This is a genomic window from Vibrio sp. VP6 (assembly GCF_028823755.1).
In the GTDB taxonomy this organism is placed as follows: domain Bacteria; phylum Pseudomonadota; class Gammaproteobacteria; order Enterobacterales; family Vibrionaceae; genus Vibrio; species Vibrio parahaemolyticus.
This window is the reverse complement of the sequence record NZ_JAPEID010000003.1, coordinates 255,322-271,823: the sequence shown is the minus strand read 5'-3', so window position 1 is coordinate 271,823 and position 16,502 is coordinate 255,322. Positions and strand designations below refer to the sequence as shown.

The window sequence follows — 16,502 nt, the reverse complement described above, 5'->3', positions numbered from 1 at the left end:
AAGGTTTTGAAACCAGGGTAACGGGTAACTAGGTTATTGATCTTTTCAGCAGTCATAACCATGACCAATGCAGAGGCAATAATTGCAGCAACCATAAGCGGTACTTCACTTGTTAAACCGACTGCAGTGATGACAGAATCCATCGAGAATACCGCATCAACCGCAACGATTTGTAACAAAACCACCGCCAATCCCGTGCGCACATGGGTAGAGTGATTGGTTTCATTGTGAGTTAACCAGCTCCAAAGCTCTTTTAAGCTTTTCGCTAACAAAAACGCACCCCCCAAGATCATTATCATATCTCGACCTGTCACTGCATGGTTTGCAACGCTAAATAGTGGTTGTGTAAGTTGCATGATCCATGTGATAGAAAACACCAATCCAATACGCGCGAACACCGCAAGACCAATACCTAGGTTTCGTGCAAGCTTTCTCTGGTGGGATGGCAATCTTTCACATAAAACGGAAATAAAAACGACGTTATCTACGCCTAAAACAACTTCGAGAGCAAATAAGGTGGCAAATATCACCCATGCTTCGGGCTGCATGAAAAGTTCTAACATGAGTATGCCTCCTGAGAATGGAAGCGATACGGAGAAGGGTTCAGTCGACTAAAGGGGTCGTCCATTAATTATTTATACCTCTGTTACTTAGGGATCTAGAGTTAAGCACCTCTTGGTTTGCAACACAATACTCTTTTCAGCACAAAAACTAGTGTCTTTATTTGTTCTCTAAAGGATTCTTCCCATCTCACCCCTCCTCTGTTTATCACTCGGAAAAGTTTATAGTGTAGGCTTAAGGAGCATCCCCGTTCGGAACGCTTCTATATCAAGCATATTCAGACATTCGGCAAGTAAAACGACAAGTCCGCCAAGCATCTTTTATCAAATAAAGCCAACAATGGACCTTAAGCTATTCCATTGAGCTCAAAGAAAAAGATGCTATTTTTACTCAGTGATCAATAGTAAAAATTTGTTTCATGCTGATATACTGGCAGAAATCACAAGAAATCATCGCTCTCATGGATTATATCGCTCTATCGCGCATTAGCTTAAAACACCTCACCGTCCTTCACATGTTGCTGACAACTCACAGTGTCACTCAGGCGGCCGAGCGACTTTGTGTGACGCCTTCCAGTGTCAGTAAAACGCTAAGCCAGTTACGTGAAACGCTCAAAGATGATCTTTTCTATCGTGATGGTACACGTTTAGTGCCCACACCATTTGCGTTGAATATTGGCCCGTCCATTCACGGTATTCTGTCTAGCATGAACGGCCTATTGCACCAAGGTTCATTCAACCCAGCTTATTATCAAGGTACGTTTTCTCTGTCGATGAGAGGCAGTTCTTTTGAACTGTTTGCTCCCGTGTTAACGCGCATTTCTCAACAGTTGGGGAACAATGCTCACTTAAGCGTCCATGCAAAAGAAGAGATGAGTTTTGATTCACTAGTGAGAGGACAAGTCGATTTTTTGCTGCTGCCGCATGACATCAGCCAGCCGCCAACTCAAAATAAAGACTTGGTTTGGCAAACAATCTTGAAAGATGAAATGGTGTGTTTAATGGGCGAATCAAACCCGTTATCTAAAGCACCCCTGTCGATTGAAGGTTATCTTTGCGCTCGCCACATCGGGATTCACGATAAAGATCTTTCTCAGCCTTACTTCGAGCAAAACCTCACTCAGCAGCATTCAAAGCGTAATATGGCGATGCGTGTGGCAGATTTCGGTTCGGCAGCCGTCATGTGCCATCATTCCGATTATCTATTTACGTGTTCAAAACTGTGGGCGGGAGTCGCACATCAAGCGAAAGGTTTAGTGCAGCGCTCTTTACCGTTTGATTACGGGCAAGTGGCTTACAGCTTGGTGTGGAACAAAGCGAGTCTCAATGATCCTGCTCTGAGATGGCTGCAACAACAGTTGCTTGATGCTTGTATAGAGCTCGAAGGCTGCGGTGTGTAAAGATAAGAGGCAGCTCTAAACGAATACGGAAGGAACAGCGATAGGACGATCAACAAACTTTCCAAGCTGTTTCTCTAGTTGCTCTATCTCTTCTTTTGAACACTTGTCCCAACTACGTGCCTCTCCTACCACGCCATGATGTTGAAAGGCATTGAGGCGAACGTGTACCGAGCTTGGTAGCGCATTAAGATACCGCCCTACCGATTCGATTTCCGTATCTAAGTCACTTTTACCGGGAATATGCAGAAGACGTACTTCGTGCAGCTTTTGTTGTTCTGCAAGAAACTCAATCGTCTGAAAAACTCGGTGATGTTCTCGGCCAGTTAACCAACGATGTGTGTCGGTTTGCCACGATTTTAAATCAATCATTGCGCCATCCATAAAAGGTAAGACACGCAACCATCCCGAGACTGACAATGAACCATTGCTGTCGATGAAACAAGTGAGATGCTGTAGTTCAGGATCCCGCTTGATCCCTTTAAACAGCTCAATAATGAAAGGAAGTTGTAAGGTAGATTCCCCACCGGATACCGTCACACCGCTAATAAAAAAGCGTTGTTTTCGTATCAAATCGAGCATTGTCGCCACAGAGTAGTCAGTAATTTTTGGATTAGATTGGTTCTGACACATCTCTATACAATGATCGCAGTGGGTGCACTCCTCTTTAAGCCAAACAACGTTGTTGCTTTCGTCGAACTTCAATGCGCCTGCCGGACACTCTGCAACACAATCACCACAGTGATTACAATGGTTGATAGTGTGAGGGTTGTGACAGTTCAAACACTGATAGTTACAACCTTGTAGAAAGATGACTAGACGATTTCCTGGCCCATCAACACAAGAGAAAGGAAGGATACGAGTTACTTTCGCCAAAAGGCTTTCACTTCGTCTAGACATCTTGTTCTTTCCGTCACCAGTTACTTGTAGACTGGCGACATTTCTTGGCTCACCACTCGTGGTGAACGCTCTAAAATTCCTGTGTTCTTCGCCGCTTCAGCGCCCAAAAACGTCGTATTAGTACGGGAGCCTTCCGCATCGTATTTCGCGATATCAGATAACTTCACCATATAACCGGTCACTCGAACTAAATCATTCGACGCGACATTTGCGGTGAACTCTCGATACCCCGCGTTCAACGCGCCCTTGCATAAATTGAACATGGCTTCTGGGTTTGACTTCACCGTTTCATCAATCGTTAGAATATCGCTGATACCCGCTCGATAATATTGATGATGCGCCGCAGTTGCTTGTACATAAGTAACAGGGTCTGGCTCGTTACCGTAAGGAAGGCGCACACCTGGCGTTACATCCAGATCGAGACTGATACCACCTTGAGCATGCAACAACGCTTTGCCCTCTAAGCCATATCTCACAGGCGTAGAATCAACCAATGTCGCTAGTGACGCTGAAATCTCGTGGCCTAATGCATTTGCATGTTCGTCTTGTCCGTAGCGGGAAGTTTGCCCTTCTTTTTCAAGAAGTAAGTTGACCGCTTCAGCCATACCATAAATACCGTACATTGGCGCAAAGCGTGATTCTTCAATCAAGCCTTCTTGGGTTAAGAAGCCTTGGAAGAACTGTGATTGTTCATGCAAGTGCGAGCTTCTTGCATCCATCAACTCCGTCATTAGTTGATGATACGTCGGTAATACATTACTGAAAAAATCGTCGCGACTTGCTGCACGTTTCGCCACTTCTTTTAGATTCATGCGTACAAGCGTGTTTGAACCACCAGCTAGCGGGAGTGAGTTGTAGCAACTGACGATACCAAACCGCTCTCCGTCATAAGCATTTGCGTGAATTGGGTAATTCGCAATATGAGGCTTGCTACAGTCACAAATATTTTTCGTCGCCTGACGTAACAAATCATCTGGTGTGATCGATTCGTCGTACATAAACGTGAGATTTGGTGCAATTTGCTTGAGCTCTGCGTCCACACGTAAAATAGTGCGACAGATAATGTTGTCTGTCGGCCCGATATTCACGTGCATGAAGGCATCCGGCAACGTGCGATCCAACATGATCCAGAAATGTCGAAGTTTTTTGTAAATCTGCGCTTCAGTTTGGCCGCCTACATAAGGCATCAGGACGTCGTCTAACTGCCCTAAATACACGGGAATATTAGTAACTGACGGCACATGATGATAGATGATGGTAAGCATATTTAGCGCATCATCAAAATCTTCTGCAGGTGACAACTCCAAATATTCAGAGCCTTTAGATAAAAACTTAGCATAGTCAGGTAAAACGTAACGCGGTTTAAAAGGCGCATGACCTTCAAACATGTCACAGATTACGCCATCGCTCATCGCTTCACGAAGTGCTTCAGAAATGGGCATGTATGGAATACATGCTTCGGCTTCTAAAGCGAGGAAGTTAGACTTCTGTTTCGGAGACAAACGGCCGTCAGTTGCGATATTGAGAAAACGCTGTTGGAGTTCAGATAGGCTTGTCATCAAGGATGTTCCTGCAAAAAAGACCACTACATCTGGATCTGGGTAGGTACAGACCATTACCCCTAAAGGGCTAGATTGAATTTTACGCCTAGTTAAGCCTTGCCACTAATGAAAAAAAACAAACCGTTAATTTCCATATTGGAAATAAGCTATCCCTAAATTAGGGGTTACCTCACAATCTAGCTGCGATTCGCCGTGGATAGCATCACACCAGCACTGATAAACACCCCACCCGTTAAACGATTGAACAACTTAGCTCGTCCTGCTTCAAATAACCAATTGGATGTTTTCACCCCTAATAAGGCGTAAAAGGTTAACCAGCTCAATTCGAATACTACGAAAGTACCCGCGAAAATCGCATATTGGGTCAGCAGCGAAGCGGTTGGGTCAATGAATTGTGGGAATAGTGCCGTAAAGAAAATAATGGCTTTCGGATTACTGGAACCAACGATAAAACCACTGGTATAGGCGCTGACGTGGCTGGTTGACACCTGTGCAGAGTCGGACTTCGAAAAATCGGTTTGTTTTGATCGAAATGCTTGAATGCCTAACCAAATCAAGTATGCCGCACCACACCATTTGATGATGTTAAACACGAACTCAGAAGACGCAATCACAACGCCTAAACCGGTAAAAGAAAGGGTAAGAATGATGGTGATCGCGCTTAAACTGCCTAGAGCCGTCGTCAGTGCGAGACGAAAGCCGCTGCTGACGCCTTTACTTAAGCAAAGTAGAGAACTTGGCCCAGGAGAAGCAGTGAGAACGAGTATCGCGAGAGTGTAGTAAATCCAAGTATCGAGTTGCATTGGCGCTCCTTTCCAATCATGGTTTGATGCCACATATTAAGCCTTAAGCTAAGTGATGTAGTATCGACGCTTCTATCCTTGAAACGTGTTTTTGAGGCAAATGCGCAACCCAAATTGCGCATTAATTATGCAACCAAAATACTCGCTATATGCAATAGTGTAAAGAAAATAGTCAGTAATGATTCAAGCTAAGCACCGACTTAGTCATAGAACGGTTTTGGATCGATTTCTAAAGATGAAGGCGCTATCGCTCTTTCAATTTTGTGCGTACTTGTTTTTAAATCCACCATCGCGACATCAATGTATCGTTTGTACTTACGGGAGTAGAAACATTTCACTTCTGGCTTTAACGCTTGAGATGGATTCGAAGACCATACAATACCCACTCTGCCATCACTGAGTTCCACGATAGAACCTACTGGATACACACCAATGCAGTTGATGAACTTGTAAACCAGATCAGGGTCAAGATGGAAAGGCGTTAGACTGAGCAAAATCTTAAATGCTTCTGCTGAGCTCATGCCTTTTTTGTAGCAACGATCAGCGGTGAGCGCGTCATAAATGTCGACGATACAACTCATGCGACCATGAATCGGAATCTCGTCGCCCGATAGTCCGCGCGGATACCCTGTTCCATCAAGCTTTTCATGATGCATTAAACACACGTCTCGGCTGACATCGCTCAACCCTTTCACTTCAACGATGATCTCGCCCGCGAAGACTTGGTGCAACTTCATGTGCTCAAACTCTTCTGGCGTTAAACGCGCTGGCTTGTGAAGAATTTTATCGTCCACTTTGATTTTACCCACATCGTGAATGATGCCACCAATCGCCAATTGCTTGAGGGTATCTTTGTCTAAGCCTAAGTGTTTGCCGAACGAAACCAGGAGACAGGCGACATTTACTGAGTGCTCGAGTAAATAAGAATCTTTCTGGCGCAATGCAGAAACACACTGCAAAGCGTCTGAATCAATAAATACACTTTCGATCATGTCATCCGCCCACGATTCAATCTCGTCGACTTGGATAACTTTGCCTTCAAAAGTTTGGTTGAGAAGTTTCTGCGCTAGGCCTTTTGCTTCCGCAATCAGCTTTTTAGCACGCTTGTGTTGGACTTCTCGCGAGCGATACGCACGTTGTACTTTGCTTGATACGGAAAGCGTTTTATCCCCTACTTCGATATCGATAGGTTCTTCGACGGGTTTGAATACGCACTGCTGAGCAGAAAGTGATTGATCAACCCAAACGAATTTCACGCCACTTGCGCGAAGCTTTTTAATGCCCTCTGCGCTCGAAACTCGACCAGCATTGGCTAAATTGACTCGTTTGTTATGCTCTATCGCGGTAACAAACATGCCGACAGCAACATCTGCGATTGCAATTTTAATTGAGTCTTCTGGGTTGTACTGCATATGGTGACATTTATTAAATACTATTAGGTAACGCGTGCATTATAAAAGATATCGCGCATAGCTGTTATAAGAATCCTCAATTCATTTCAATTAATGAGTATTCAGTCAATTAATAGCGCGATTTACTTCATAAAACCATTTTATTCTTATGGACTTAGCTCAAGAAATGACAGCATTATTAACTAATTTTAATAATTTGAGGAATGCATCAATAACTATTTCATATAAACACGATTTACTGTTGACTAAGTTTTATAAATATCGATGATCAGCAAGTTAAACTGAACGAAGTTTTATTCATTTGAAAGCGCAAGAACATGACTGTCTACTATTTTAAATTAGCATTTGTATCTTAATAATGCGCATGATTACTTCATTTCCCTGTTACAGGAACGCCCACTCATCTCTGTTGCCAGTAAGGCACGAGGAGGACATGTCTTGACCACCATTTTTGATCAACAGGCCTCAGACAATGATCGCGAGTTTCTCAAGATCGTCGAAGAACGCTTTATTCATATCTTTGATGTGTTCAACGAAGGCCTCTTCTACATGGACGAGTTTGGGACGATGGTTTTCTACAATCAGGGATTTTATGAGCAACTTGGAATCAATGCTGGACGCATCAACCTAGATCGTTGGTTGGATTTGGTGCATCCGTTGGATAGGGAAAGATTGTCCAAGCGCGTCGATGCCCACATTAACACCGACAATAAGCGTGTCACAACCACTTACCGCCTGCGTAAACCCAACGGGCAATACGTTTGGATTGAAGGCGTTGCGATGACCAAAGAAACTGAGCATGGCCATTACATGGTAGGTAGCCATCGCGACATTTCAGAACGTAAATTGATGGAGAGTTACATTCATCAAGTCGCGTTCCATGATAACGCCTCAGGTATGGCAAACCGCGCGCATTTGTTGCTTGATATTGAAGAACACGTCTGTTCAACAGACACGCCAACGTCGATTTGCTACATCCAAATCAATGAGATCAAATCCTATCTGAACCAGTACGGCAATGAACTGGTCAATGGTTTGGTGGAAAAGCTGCTGCAGACGCTCAGTCATCTGCCATCCCCTAACTGCTCAGTGTATCGTGTACATGATGACGATTTCGCAATTTTAATTCAGGACGATTGCTCAATAGACACGCTTCAAGCTTACGCCGAGACGATAAAACAAACCTATCACGAAGCCGTTGTAGAAGAAGGTCAGTATCTTGGCAGTAACATCAGCATTGGCTTGTACCCTTGTATCGACCCTGCGCACTCTGCGGATGAAATTTTGCGTAAAGCTGCAAGAACATGCCAATACGCCAGTGAACAAAATAAAGATAGGATTGCCATTTACAGCCAACGCACTCAACACGCGGTAGATCGTTACTTTTTTATCGAACAAGGTTTGAAAAGCGCACTAGAAAAGCAAACCTTGAGTGTGAAGTTTCAACCAATCATTAATGCAAAAAGCTCCGAAGTGGTGAGTTTTGAATCTCTCGTTCGTTGGCGTAGCAAAGAGTTTGGCGAAATTTATCCCGATGAGTTTATTCCCGTAGCCGAGAACAAAGGCTTGATCGTCGAGCTAGGCTATCAAGTGTTCGCGAAAGCTTGTCAGTTCATAAAACAATACCGTGAACGCTACCAAAATGAAGTAAGAGTGAACGTAAACGTCTCCGTTCTGCAGCTTATGAATGGTGAGTTTCCCTCAAGAATCAAAGCCATGGCTGACGAGGCTAGCGTCGCACCTCAGTCTATCGTGCTAGAGCTCACCGAAACATTCATTTTGGATAACAACCAAACGGCTATGGCCCCCTTAAACACGCTTCGTGAGTTGGGCTTTGCGTTGTCTTTGGATGACTTTGGTTCCGGGTACAGTTCTTTAAACTGCTTCTTTGATTTACCGATGACGCAGATAAAAATCGATAAATCGATGGCTTGGAAAACGCTGACAAACCACTCTTCGCGAGAGTACCTAAAGTTTTTGATTGCAATGTGCCACGAGAACAATATTGAGGTAGTGATTGAAGGCATTGAGGATGCGAAGATGTGCGACTTCTTTACTCAGATGGGCGTCGACTATTTACAAGGTTACTGGTTCTCAAAACCCTTATCTGTCGCAAGTGCTAGCCGATATTCATTGAATTCGTAGTTCGAATTTTGTCATTCTCACCTGTTCCGCACAGCCACCGTTTAGTCACCGATTTTTACATCAAAACAGAACGTGGCTGTGGCGAAAACTCAGGTTAATTTTACCCACCTATCTTAAGCGGTCAAACACAACGTTTTGATCTAAGTGCTCGTGATATTGCGTGTAATCGAGCCCCATATCAAAAATGTATTGTGTAACGAGGTTTCTTACGCACTCAATCAACTGATTGGCTTGCCAAGGCTTTTCGAAATAGCGATCGATGCCCGCAGAGTTAATCGCATTGATCGTATCAGTGTGCGTGGCCTGCCCAGTCAACAAGACTTTGCGAGTGCGAACAAAGCGGCTGTCTTTGGAAATTTCCGTCAGCAGCTCAACACCCGTTTTACCTGGCATCACGTGATCCGAAATAATTAACGCGATCATTTCACCATCTGCATCAAGCTCATCCATCAGCTCAAGCACTTCATCAGCAGACTCACAATCCTCAATATTCAGCCATTTATTCAACGGTTCTAGATCTTGTAGAACCGCGCTTAACACCTCTCGTTGGTCATCAACGCAAATTAAATTAAGCTTCTCCATGTTCACCCTCTACCGGTAATTTGATTCTAAAAATGGTCTTTTCACTGTCACTTTTTACGACAATGGAACCGTTGTAACCTGCAATAATTCGTTTAACGATCGAGAGCCCAAGCCCCAACCCAAAAGACAATCCGCCCTTCTTCGTTGTAAAGTTCGGCCTAAATATTTTTCGGCGCGTGGCCTCATCAATTTCAGGGCCGTTGTTGGCGATCGTGACTAAAATCTTTCCTTTGCTCACGCGTGTATGAATTTCAATGGCCGGCGACTCAATGTTAATCATCGCATCGCACGCATTTTTTAAAATATTCACCCAAATTTGAACAAGCTCAGTTTGCGATCCAATAAAAACCGGCAGTTCTGCAGGGCTGAAACGCACACTAACGCGCCTCAAATCACTCTGCAGCAACGCCAATGCCCGATTTATTGAATCGTTAATGTTGATGGCCTCATCAAGGTCGATATCCGTTCTGCCCAATTGCTTAACGGAACGAACAATGCCAACCGTATGCTTAGACGCGATACGCAAGTCGTGCAGGTCTCGCCCAACTTGCCAGTAACGAATCGCCTCTTCTGGCCTTTTTAACCAATGCTCCGAGAGGTAGTTACTCGGCACGGCTCGCGCTAAATCACGCGCCAACTCTTTAGGCAACCCATAATATTTTTCGAAATGACGACCGCGCTTTCTCGCTTCACTAGACGATACTTTTTGCCCTTGCATCAAACCAAAATCAAAGAACTGACTCGCCTCTGGATGCACTTCTTCAAGCAGCGTCATGATGACGGACTCTAAACGCTCCGATTTACTGCTGACCACACCAATCGCATTGTTAAGTTCGTGTGCGATACCTGCGGCTAACTGACCGAGTGTTGTCATTTGCTCTGCGGTGTGGAGCTTTTGCAGCGCCTTTTCTTTTGCTATCGCTTCTTGCATCGCGCGGCGCTGACGGCGAGACAACTCATTCACCATTACGGGCATAAACTGTGTGGTTAATGGCCCGTAAGTTTCTTCTTCAACGGCTGGCGTATCGCGTTCTATCCACGCAAGTTCTACATCGGTTTGTGCAATCACCGTAGATGAGGCAGTCCATGTTCCTGAAAAAAAACTGTGCACTCCAATAAATGCCCCTTGAGAGGCGGAGAATACCTGAATAGGCTTTCTGTCTTCGTCCGCATAGAAGCCAGCAAGCTCGCCAGAGAGCACATAGTATAGACGGTCGTTGTAGCCTTGCTGTTCGATCAATACGGAGCCGGCCAACACAGTCAGCCGACGTTCGATATGATTAAAGTAGCGTTCTACTAACGCATCTAACTTGGTTTCGTACATGTATTACCCAATATGCCCAACCGTATGAAGGATCCACACCATCACAAAGCTTAGCAGCACACCAACAATACCAAGTACCGCACCCACTCTCGCCATTTGGCTACTTTCTACATGGCCAGTGGCATGCGCGAGCGCGTTAGGCGGTGTACTGATAGGTAGTGACATACCAAGCGAAGCCGCGAAGGTCACAACGAGAATAAGCGTGACTTCACCACCTAATGGCGTTAAAGAAGCCATGGACGTACCAAGCGCAGCCATTATTGGCATCAGCAAGTTGGCTGTGGCCGTGTGTGACATAAAGTTTGCCATTAGTAAGCAGAGGAATGCCGCGCCGAATAGCACCACATAAGGCGAGAATTCATCAAATGGAATACTGTGCACCACCAGCTTCGCAAGCCCTGTTTTGTCGAGCGCTAAACCTAGAGCAATACCACCCGAGACTAACCAAAGCACATCCCAAGAGATCTTTTTGAGGTCTTCTTTGTTGATGATCCCTGTCAGCGAGAATACGGCAACCGGAATTAAAGCGACGGTGTATGAGTTCATGCCATGCGCAGAGCCCATCAACCAAAGAATGATGGTGCCAGCGAATGTGACGTAAACAATCATCGCCTTTGGTGTTTTTAGGAACTTACTTTTGATGTTCAGATCAATCTTAGTCTGCTCGGCTTTGTATAAATAGCCTATCAGAAGCCAAGCAAGGGCCATCATAATCACCACAAATGGTACGCCGAATACCATCCACTCCCCAAAGGTAATCAAGTTATCACCCACGAGGTATTTCAGAGCAATCGCGTTTGGTGGCGTACCGATTGGCGTCCCAATACCACCGATGTTCGCAGCAACAGGAATACAAAGCGCGAATGCAATTCGCCCCGGGTCTTTAGGCCCAAACACGGCGATAACTGGCGTTAATATCGACAACATCATCGCGGTGGTCGCGGTATTCGACATAAACATCGAGAATATTGCGGTGATCAGCATCAGGCCTAACATGACAAACTTAGGGTTTTGCCCAAACGGCTTGAGCAACACCCTAGCGAGGTTCACATCCAAACGATATTTGGTTGCGGCCATTGCTAAGAAAAAACCACCTAAAAACAGCATGATGATTGGGCTTGCAAAGGTAGCCATGATTTCGTGGTATTGCAGTAGTTCGCCAAAATGAGGTTGCCCTTCTTGTGTTCGAAACAAGACAATGCCTTTGTTCGAAACGAGCAATAACTCAAGCACGATGATCACCACCGACGTGGCATAAATTGGAATAGGCTCGAACACCCAACAGAGCGCTGCCAGCAAAAAGATCGCGATAACTCGCTGTTGGACGATGGTAATGCCGTCAAAAGGAAACGCTGACAAAGGCATCAGCCAAATAAGTAACGGAATCACCGTTGGGATGATGTATTTGAGATATGGGCGCATAGTACTACTACTCTTCCTGAGTTGGTTGGCCATGACATTAGGCATTTCGAGCCACATTCAGTCATCTTTCTATCAATCTGATTTTTATGAACAACTTTGCGGTTGTGAGATAGAAACATACCTGTTTGATAACTCTGAGTAGAGATTATGTACACTGTTTTGAAACGAAATTTTGGTCTTAGATCAATGAACTGGAATTCACATCAGAAAACATCTCTTATCTGTGTCCAAGCTCACTAATTACGCGATAGATACTTCTTCATCACATAATTAGTTAAGTGTTGCCCTCTCACTTCAACTTCTTGATGTTTAATCACTTTAAATCCCATTCGTTCAAAGAACGGACGAGCAGTGATACTGACCTCTGAGTACAAATACGGTAACGCTAATGACTCCGCTTGAGAGAAAATATGAGCCATCAATGCGCGGCCAACACCTGTCCTTTGATGCTGATGATGGCAAAAGAAATGGTCAATGAAGCCATCTGGCTGTAAGTCCGCATAACCGACAATCTCACCTTCAATTTCGGCAATAAATGGGGTGATGGTGTCCATCCTCGCTTGCCAAGTTTGTGGTTCAAAATCATCGGGAGCCCAAGCTTTCACTTGATCTGTTTGGTAATCGCGGCAGTTTACTTCTCGAACCGTATGGTAGAAGAGCGTCCATAGTGTTGGCGCATCAGCAGCGCGATAGCGGCGTATTGAAAGCATCAGTACAATGTTCCAGACAGACGAAACAAAAACGTGGTCACAATCGCGCTCACTAACAACGTATTGATTGGCAAATAGTGCGGAAACAAATAAGGCAGAGAGCGTAAATCTGGTTTGGTGATAACTCTTTGAGGCTGGATATCTAGGCTCGTCGCGATCTCACAAGCCCGAACCGTTAACGGATGTTTAAAAAGCCATTGTGAATAAGCGCTATAAAGTGCCACCACTCCCGCCATTCCGATGATTTCTATCAACACAATAGCCTCTAGAGTAAAAGGCAGTAAAGTTGGGCCACTCAAAAGCAGCGCTGCGGAAAAAAGCCACTTTTTGTACGTCATCATCCATCCTTGAATTACATTCTATAAATGTACATTTGAGACCAATCGTCCATGATCAGCCTTGCAAGCGTATTTTCTATAAGCCTGTGTACTAAGTTATTTTGATTACTGACCAAAATCAAGCAGACGCAAACATAAACAAATCAAGTCAGACTACCTCAATAGTATCCACACAGTTGACACGAGTGATTCGACCGTCTTCGATAATGAAAAACGCATCTTGAGGTAAATCTTGCAGCCAAACTTGAGTGTAATCCATACCCAACAGCAATCCTCTTAGCACGATGCCTGTTAGCCCATGGCTCACCACGACAATGTCTTCGTCATGCGTTACATCACTCAACCAACTGGACAAACGCTCCCTTACCGACTCATAAGTTTCACAGTTTGGCGCTTGAAGGTACCAATCATTTTGAGCCAATAAGTTGGGAACTTCTTGCTCTAAGCTGGGAATCGTTCTTTGCTCCCACTCACCAAGAGAAAACTCTTTTAGCCTAGGCTCTTTGTTGAGGTTTTCATACGAGTAGTTAAGCTCTTCACATACGATTTGCGATGTTTGCAGTGCTCTCCCAAGCGTACTTGAGTAGACACGGAAAGGACGGTTTTCAACATACTGTTTGAGCGTTGTGCCAACGCGTCTTGCTTGGTCGCTGCCTTTCGATGTCAGTGAAGAGTTACAGTGACCTTGTAACTTTTTGTCTGCGTTAAACTCTGTTTCACCATGGCGCAATACGAATATTCTTCTCGTCATTTCTTTACCTTAAACGGTTTAAATTCATAGGTAAGCTAACGTAAAGTCGCCAACTGGGCAAAAAACACTATTTGAGTCAACTTTGACACAGAATGGCTCGCCTCATTATTCCTGAACATCCAAAATTTCATAATGGCGCTCAACATTCACTGTAACCCGCCCCCAGTCTGAATCTTTGACTCGGAGTTGATGGTGCTCAAACGCATCTCGATTTGTAAACTCTTCGTACACATCAAAGCGTAACGGGTTGTCAGGGATTTCAACCACTTGAAACACAAGGCACCCAGCCTCGCTTTTAGTTAATCGCATATGAATAGGCAGCGCACTTTTTACCGTTTCAAGTTCCTCTTCAGGCACCAATATAAATCCTTTTAATATGACTTTGGACATCACGACTCCATCGCTATTTTACTACCTACAAAAAACGCATAACCGAAAAGTTATGCGTTAAAACCATTAATACTGATTGAAAGGTTACCCAATTATTTTAACGTGAGGGTAAACACCTCGTTGTTCACGCCACCAATCATCATTGGTTTTCCAAGCTGATCTTGCTGGACAAAGAGCGTGGTTTTTAACTCACGACTTGAGTGACGAGATTTACTTTTGCGAACCACAAGCACATCAACAACGTAATCCGAATATTCCTTAATCACGGAGCCTGAGAGCTCGATGATTTCCTCATCATTGTCTTCAACGGCGTCAAATCCTCGATCAACCTGTATCGGTGCTGAAACCGAGGTTTGTCCATAGTTTAAAACCGCAGTTTGAGGCTCTTCAAGCTGTGAAGCAACACTAGTAAAGGCAATAAAACACGTTGCCCATAACGCTTTGGATATTATTTTCATTAGTATTTTTCTGATTTCCGGCAAGCAAATAGAAATAAAAACCTTAGATAAGAGTTTGATAAATAGTTAATAATGGCTATCTAAGGCGTGACTGGAAACAATACCGATTTCATTACGAATAAACAACTTTTACAGTATGTATCGTAATGTGATTTATCTCTTCACGTTCGTAGACGTATGCAGTAACTACACGAAAGCCTGACTGTTCTAGTTCCGTAATCAAAGATTGTTGTGAACATACATGTCGATAAACATGGTCATTTTTGGTGATTTCGTAGCTGTTACGGTCTTTGGCACACAAGCTGCTCACAAAGAAAACGCCATTTTCAACCAAAGAATTATAGATATGACCTAGAAAAGTATTCCGATCTTCACCAATGATGCAGTGTAAACAGTTTCCGTCGATCACCACATCATAGATCTCTGGAATCTCAAGCGTTTTCTCGGTCAAGTCCGCAACGTAAAACGCCCCTTGATTGCCAGTATCTCTCGCTTTTTCTTTTGCCCAAGATATGGCAGTCGGTGAAATATCAATACCTGTTACTTCAAAGCCTAATTTAAAAAATGCTCGACAATGATGCCCTTCGCCGCAGCCAACTTCCAAGAGTTTGCCAAAAGTCGGAGCTCCTTCTAGCTCAATAAAGCGCTGAACAAGAATGGCTTGCGATATGCGCTCATTGCCTCCCCATCCTTCCCAGCCCTCTTTTCGGGCTTGAACATACATATCCTCGTGGACATGGTAGTTCGCTTTCATATTCATCCTTGATGATTCCTTACGTTAAAGCGCTATCGACCTATCAATACATTACGGGTTGTACGACTCAACATGTTCATGTACTGCGTGCATTATCGACGCTTTAATATCCTTTAAATATTTCGCGTGTGGGCACCACATTGAAAGCGGCAGCTTCATCCCTTCTAGCATGAGGTCGATACTCACTGGCTCGATACCCTCTGCTTTAAACTGAGGCTTGGTTAATGCTTTGGGTAGCCACGACCACCCTAAACCCTCTCGCACCATATTGATGACAACGGAGAGCTGATCAACTTGCTCATTATTGGCTGAAAATATGAATTTCTCTTTTAAACCTTCATCAACTAACGATTTTAGAATGAACTGTCTCTCGGTCACCATCGCGTCAACAACCGAGTTCTGATCTAATTTCGCTAACCGTCCACCAACTTGAACATAAGGAACGAACTCGACGTGGCCTAAAAAAACCGAGTCCATGCTGTGCATCGCGCTACTTTCGTGCACATTAACTAATCCAAAGTGGATTGAGCCATCAACAATACCGCGCTTGATTTCAGCGCGATCACGCACTAATAACTCAACACGCATGGTCGGAAAATCTTTCGCTAGTTGTTTGCGAATCATGAACAAAGCAGAAGGCGGCATAAAGCTCGAATAGGCAATCACCACGCGCTCCAAACCTCCGAAAGAAAGGCTCAGTGCGATGTTTTCAAATATCCTCGCCTGTTCGACTGTTTTCTTGGCGTAGTGATAAAGCAAGTGACCATCTTCGGTAGGCTCAACAGAACGGCCTACTCGGTCAAATAAAGTGATAGCCAACTGATCTTCAAGATTGCTGATGACTTGCCCCGTTGTCGTTCGGTGCTTATTGAGCTTAACGGCTGCTTTACTAAATGATAATTCTTCATACACAGTGACAAATGCCAACAGCTGCTCAAAGTTAAACGTCATGTTATTCCCCCACGTTCAGTGACTTACTCAAAATATCACTATC

At 44.3% G+C, this 16,502-nt stretch carries 17 protein-coding genes; 2 read left to right on the top strand and 15 right to left on the bottom strand.

Annotated features, from left to right (window positions below):
* Window positions 1-563 (bottom strand): TerC family protein (locus OU793_RS03690; protein WP_274647723.1); only part of this gene is annotated, 563 nt, incomplete at its 3' end.
* A 458-nt stretch (window positions 564-1,021) separates the two neighbouring features.
* On the opposite strand from OU793_RS03690, the gene OU793_RS03685 reads away from it, so the two are divergent.
* Window positions 1,022-1,960: a LysR family transcriptional regulator gene (locus tag OU793_RS03685; RefSeq protein ID WP_024701047.1), complete on the top strand. Its 939-nt coding sequence runs from the start codon at window positions 1,022-1,024 to the stop codon at window positions 1,958-1,960.
* A 15-nt stretch (window positions 1,961-1,975) separates the two neighbouring features.
* Here OU793_RS03685 and OU793_RS03680 read toward each other — a convergent pair whose 3' ends face one another.
* The 4 genes from OU793_RS03680 to OU793_RS03665 form a co-directional block, all read right to left on the bottom strand.
* A complete protein-coding gene (locus OU793_RS03680) occupies window positions 1,976-2,857 on the bottom strand; it encodes a YjjW family glycine radical enzyme activase (RefSeq protein WP_045587686.1) in 882 nt (293 codons plus the stop codon).
* A 20-nt stretch (window positions 2,858-2,877) separates the two neighbouring features.
* Complete coding sequence (locus OU793_RS03675; RefSeq protein WP_201451675.1) at window positions 2,878-4,416, bottom strand: YjjI family glycine radical enzyme; 1,539 nt, start codon at window positions 4,414-4,416, stop codon at window positions 2,878-2,880.
* 179 nt (window positions 4,417-4,595) lie between these two features.
* Complete coding sequence (locus OU793_RS03670; RefSeq protein WP_023623915.1) at window positions 4,596-5,222, bottom strand: LysE family translocator; 627 nt, start codon at window positions 5,220-5,222, stop codon at window positions 4,596-4,598.
* 200 nt (window positions 5,223-5,422) lie between these two features.
* Window positions 5,423-6,634: an HD-GYP domain-containing protein gene (locus OU793_RS03665; protein ID WP_005480625.1), complete on the bottom strand. Its 1,212-nt coding sequence runs from the start codon at window positions 6,632-6,634 to the stop codon at window positions 5,423-5,425.
* Window positions 6,635-6,979: 345 nt separating this feature from the next.
* Here OU793_RS03665 and scrG point away from each other — a divergent pair, with 345 nt between their 5' ends.
* Window positions 6,980-8,779 (top strand): regulatory protein ScrG, encoded by a 1,800-nt coding sequence (gene scrG, locus OU793_RS03660; RefSeq protein ID WP_140104085.1) that lies wholly within the window; start codon window positions 6,980-6,982, stop codon window positions 8,777-8,779.
* Between the two features lie 108 nt (window positions 8,780-8,887).
* Here scrG and OU793_RS03655 read toward each other — a convergent pair whose 3' ends face one another.
* The 10 genes from OU793_RS03655 to OU793_RS03610 all read right to left on the bottom strand — a co-directional run bounded on the left by OU793_RS03655 (window position 8,888) and on the right by OU793_RS03610 (window position 16,459).
* Window positions 8,888-9,361 carry a response regulator gene (locus tag OU793_RS03655; RefSeq protein WP_005454901.1) on the bottom strand — a complete coding sequence of 158 codons (474 nt, stop codon included), beginning with the start codon at window positions 9,359-9,361 and terminating at the stop codon, window positions 8,888-8,890.
* Window positions 9,348-10,685 (bottom strand): sensor histidine kinase, encoded by a 1,338-nt coding sequence (locus tag OU793_RS03650; RefSeq protein ID WP_025516668.1) that lies wholly within the window; start codon window positions 10,683-10,685, stop codon window positions 9,348-9,350. Before OU793_RS03650 ends, OU793_RS03655 begins: the two co-directional genes overlap by 14 nt.
* A gap of 3 nt (window positions 10,686-10,688) precedes the next feature.
* Window positions 10,689-12,107: a DASS family sodium-coupled anion symporter gene (locus OU793_RS03645; protein ID WP_021453231.1), complete on the bottom strand. Its 1,419-nt coding sequence runs from the start codon at window positions 12,105-12,107 to the stop codon at window positions 10,689-10,691.
* A gap of 236 nt (window positions 12,108-12,343) precedes the next feature.
* A complete protein-coding gene (locus OU793_RS03640) occupies window positions 12,344-12,817 on the bottom strand; it encodes a GNAT family N-acetyltransferase (RefSeq protein ID WP_031791274.1) in 474 nt (157 codons plus the stop codon).
* Complete coding sequence (locus OU793_RS03635; protein WP_180793950.1) at window positions 12,817-13,155, bottom strand: hypothetical protein; 339 nt, start codon at window positions 13,153-13,155, stop codon at window positions 12,817-12,819. Before OU793_RS03635 ends, OU793_RS03640 begins: the two co-directional genes overlap by 1 nt.
* 148 nt (window positions 13,156-13,303) lie before the next feature.
* Entirely contained in the window at window positions 13,304-13,906 is a 603-nt protein-coding gene (locus OU793_RS03630) for a histidine phosphatase family protein (RefSeq protein ID WP_140104023.1), read from the bottom strand.
* Window positions 13,907-14,011: 105 nt separating this feature from the next.
* Window positions 14,012-14,296, bottom strand: a complete 285-nt coding sequence (locus tag OU793_RS03625; RefSeq protein WP_025983377.1) for a putative quinol monooxygenase — start codon at window positions 14,294-14,296, stop codon at window positions 14,012-14,014.
* Window positions 14,297-14,388: 92 nt separating this feature from the next.
* Window positions 14,389-14,754, bottom strand: coding sequence for a hypothetical protein (locus tag OU793_RS03620; RefSeq protein ID WP_015296647.1), 366 nt, complete (start codon window positions 14,752-14,754; stop codon window positions 14,389-14,391).
* Between the two features lie 112 nt (window positions 14,755-14,866).
* Entirely contained in the window at window positions 14,867-15,514 is a 648-nt protein-coding gene (locus OU793_RS03615; protein ID WP_140104022.1) for a bifunctional 2-polyprenyl-6-hydroxyphenol methylase/3-demethylubiquinol 3-O-methyltransferase UbiG, read from the bottom strand.
* Window positions 15,515-15,559: 45 nt separating this feature from the next.
* Window positions 15,560-16,459 carry a LysR family transcriptional regulator gene (locus OU793_RS03610; protein ID WP_140071044.1) on the bottom strand — a complete coding sequence of 300 codons (900 nt, stop codon included), beginning with the start codon at window positions 16,457-16,459 and terminating at the stop codon, window positions 15,560-15,562.
* Window positions 16,460-16,502: the final 43 nt, after the last annotated feature.

Excerpts from the sequence above, each read along its gene's own strand:
- OU793_RS03685 (WP_024701047.1), top strand. The coding sequence starts at position 1,022 with ATGGATTATATCGCTCTATCGCGCATTAGCTTAAAACACCTCACCGTC.
- OU793_RS03680 (WP_045587686.1), bottom strand. The coding sequence starts at position 2,857 with ATGTCTAGACGAAGTGAAAGCCTTTTGGCGAAAGTAACTCGTATCCTT.
- OU793_RS03675 (WP_201451675.1), bottom strand. The coding sequence starts at position 4,416 with ATGACAAGCCTATCTGAACTCCAACAGCGTTTTCTCAATATCGCAACT.
- OU793_RS03670 (WP_023623915.1), bottom strand. The coding sequence starts at position 5,222 with ATGCAACTCGATACTTGGATTTACTACACTCTCGCGATACTCGTTCTC.
- OU793_RS03665 (WP_005480625.1), bottom strand. The coding sequence starts at position 6,634 with ATGCAGTACAACCCAGAAGACTCAATTAAAATTGCAATCGCAGATGTT.
- OU793_RS03655 (WP_005454901.1), bottom strand. The coding sequence starts at position 9,361 with ATGGAGAAGCTTAATTTAATTTGCGTTGATGACCAACGAGAGGTGTTA.
- OU793_RS03650 (WP_025516668.1), bottom strand. The coding sequence starts at position 10,685 with ATGTACGAAACCAAGTTAGATGCGTTAGTAGAACGCTACTTTAATCAT.
- OU793_RS03645 (WP_021453231.1), bottom strand. The coding sequence starts at position 12,107 with ATGCGCCCATATCTCAAATACATCATCCCAACGGTGATTCCGTTACTT.
- OU793_RS03640 (WP_031791274.1), bottom strand. The coding sequence starts at position 12,817 with ATGCTTTCAATACGCCGCTATCGCGCTGCTGATGCGCCAACACTATGG.
- OU793_RS03635 (WP_180793950.1), bottom strand. The coding sequence starts at position 13,155 with ATGACGTACAAAAAGTGGCTTTTTTCCGCAGCGCTGCTTTTGAGTGGC.
- OU793_RS03630 (WP_140104023.1), bottom strand. The coding sequence starts at position 13,906 with ATGACGAGAAGAATATTCGTATTGCGCCATGGTGAAACAGAGTTTAAC.
- OU793_RS03625 (WP_025983377.1), bottom strand. The coding sequence starts at position 14,296 with ATGTCCAAAGTCATATTAAAAGGATTTATATTGGTGCCTGAAGAGGAA.
- OU793_RS03620 (WP_015296647.1), bottom strand. The coding sequence starts at position 14,754 with ATGAAAATAATATCCAAAGCGTTATGGGCAACGTGTTTTATTGCCTTT.
- OU793_RS03615 (WP_140104022.1), bottom strand. The coding sequence starts at position 15,514 with ATGAATATGAAAGCGAACTACCATGTCCACGAGGATATGTATGTTCAA.
- OU793_RS03610 (WP_140071044.1), bottom strand. The coding sequence starts at position 16,459 with ATGACGTTTAACTTTGAGCAGCTGTTGGCATTTGTCACTGTGTATGAA.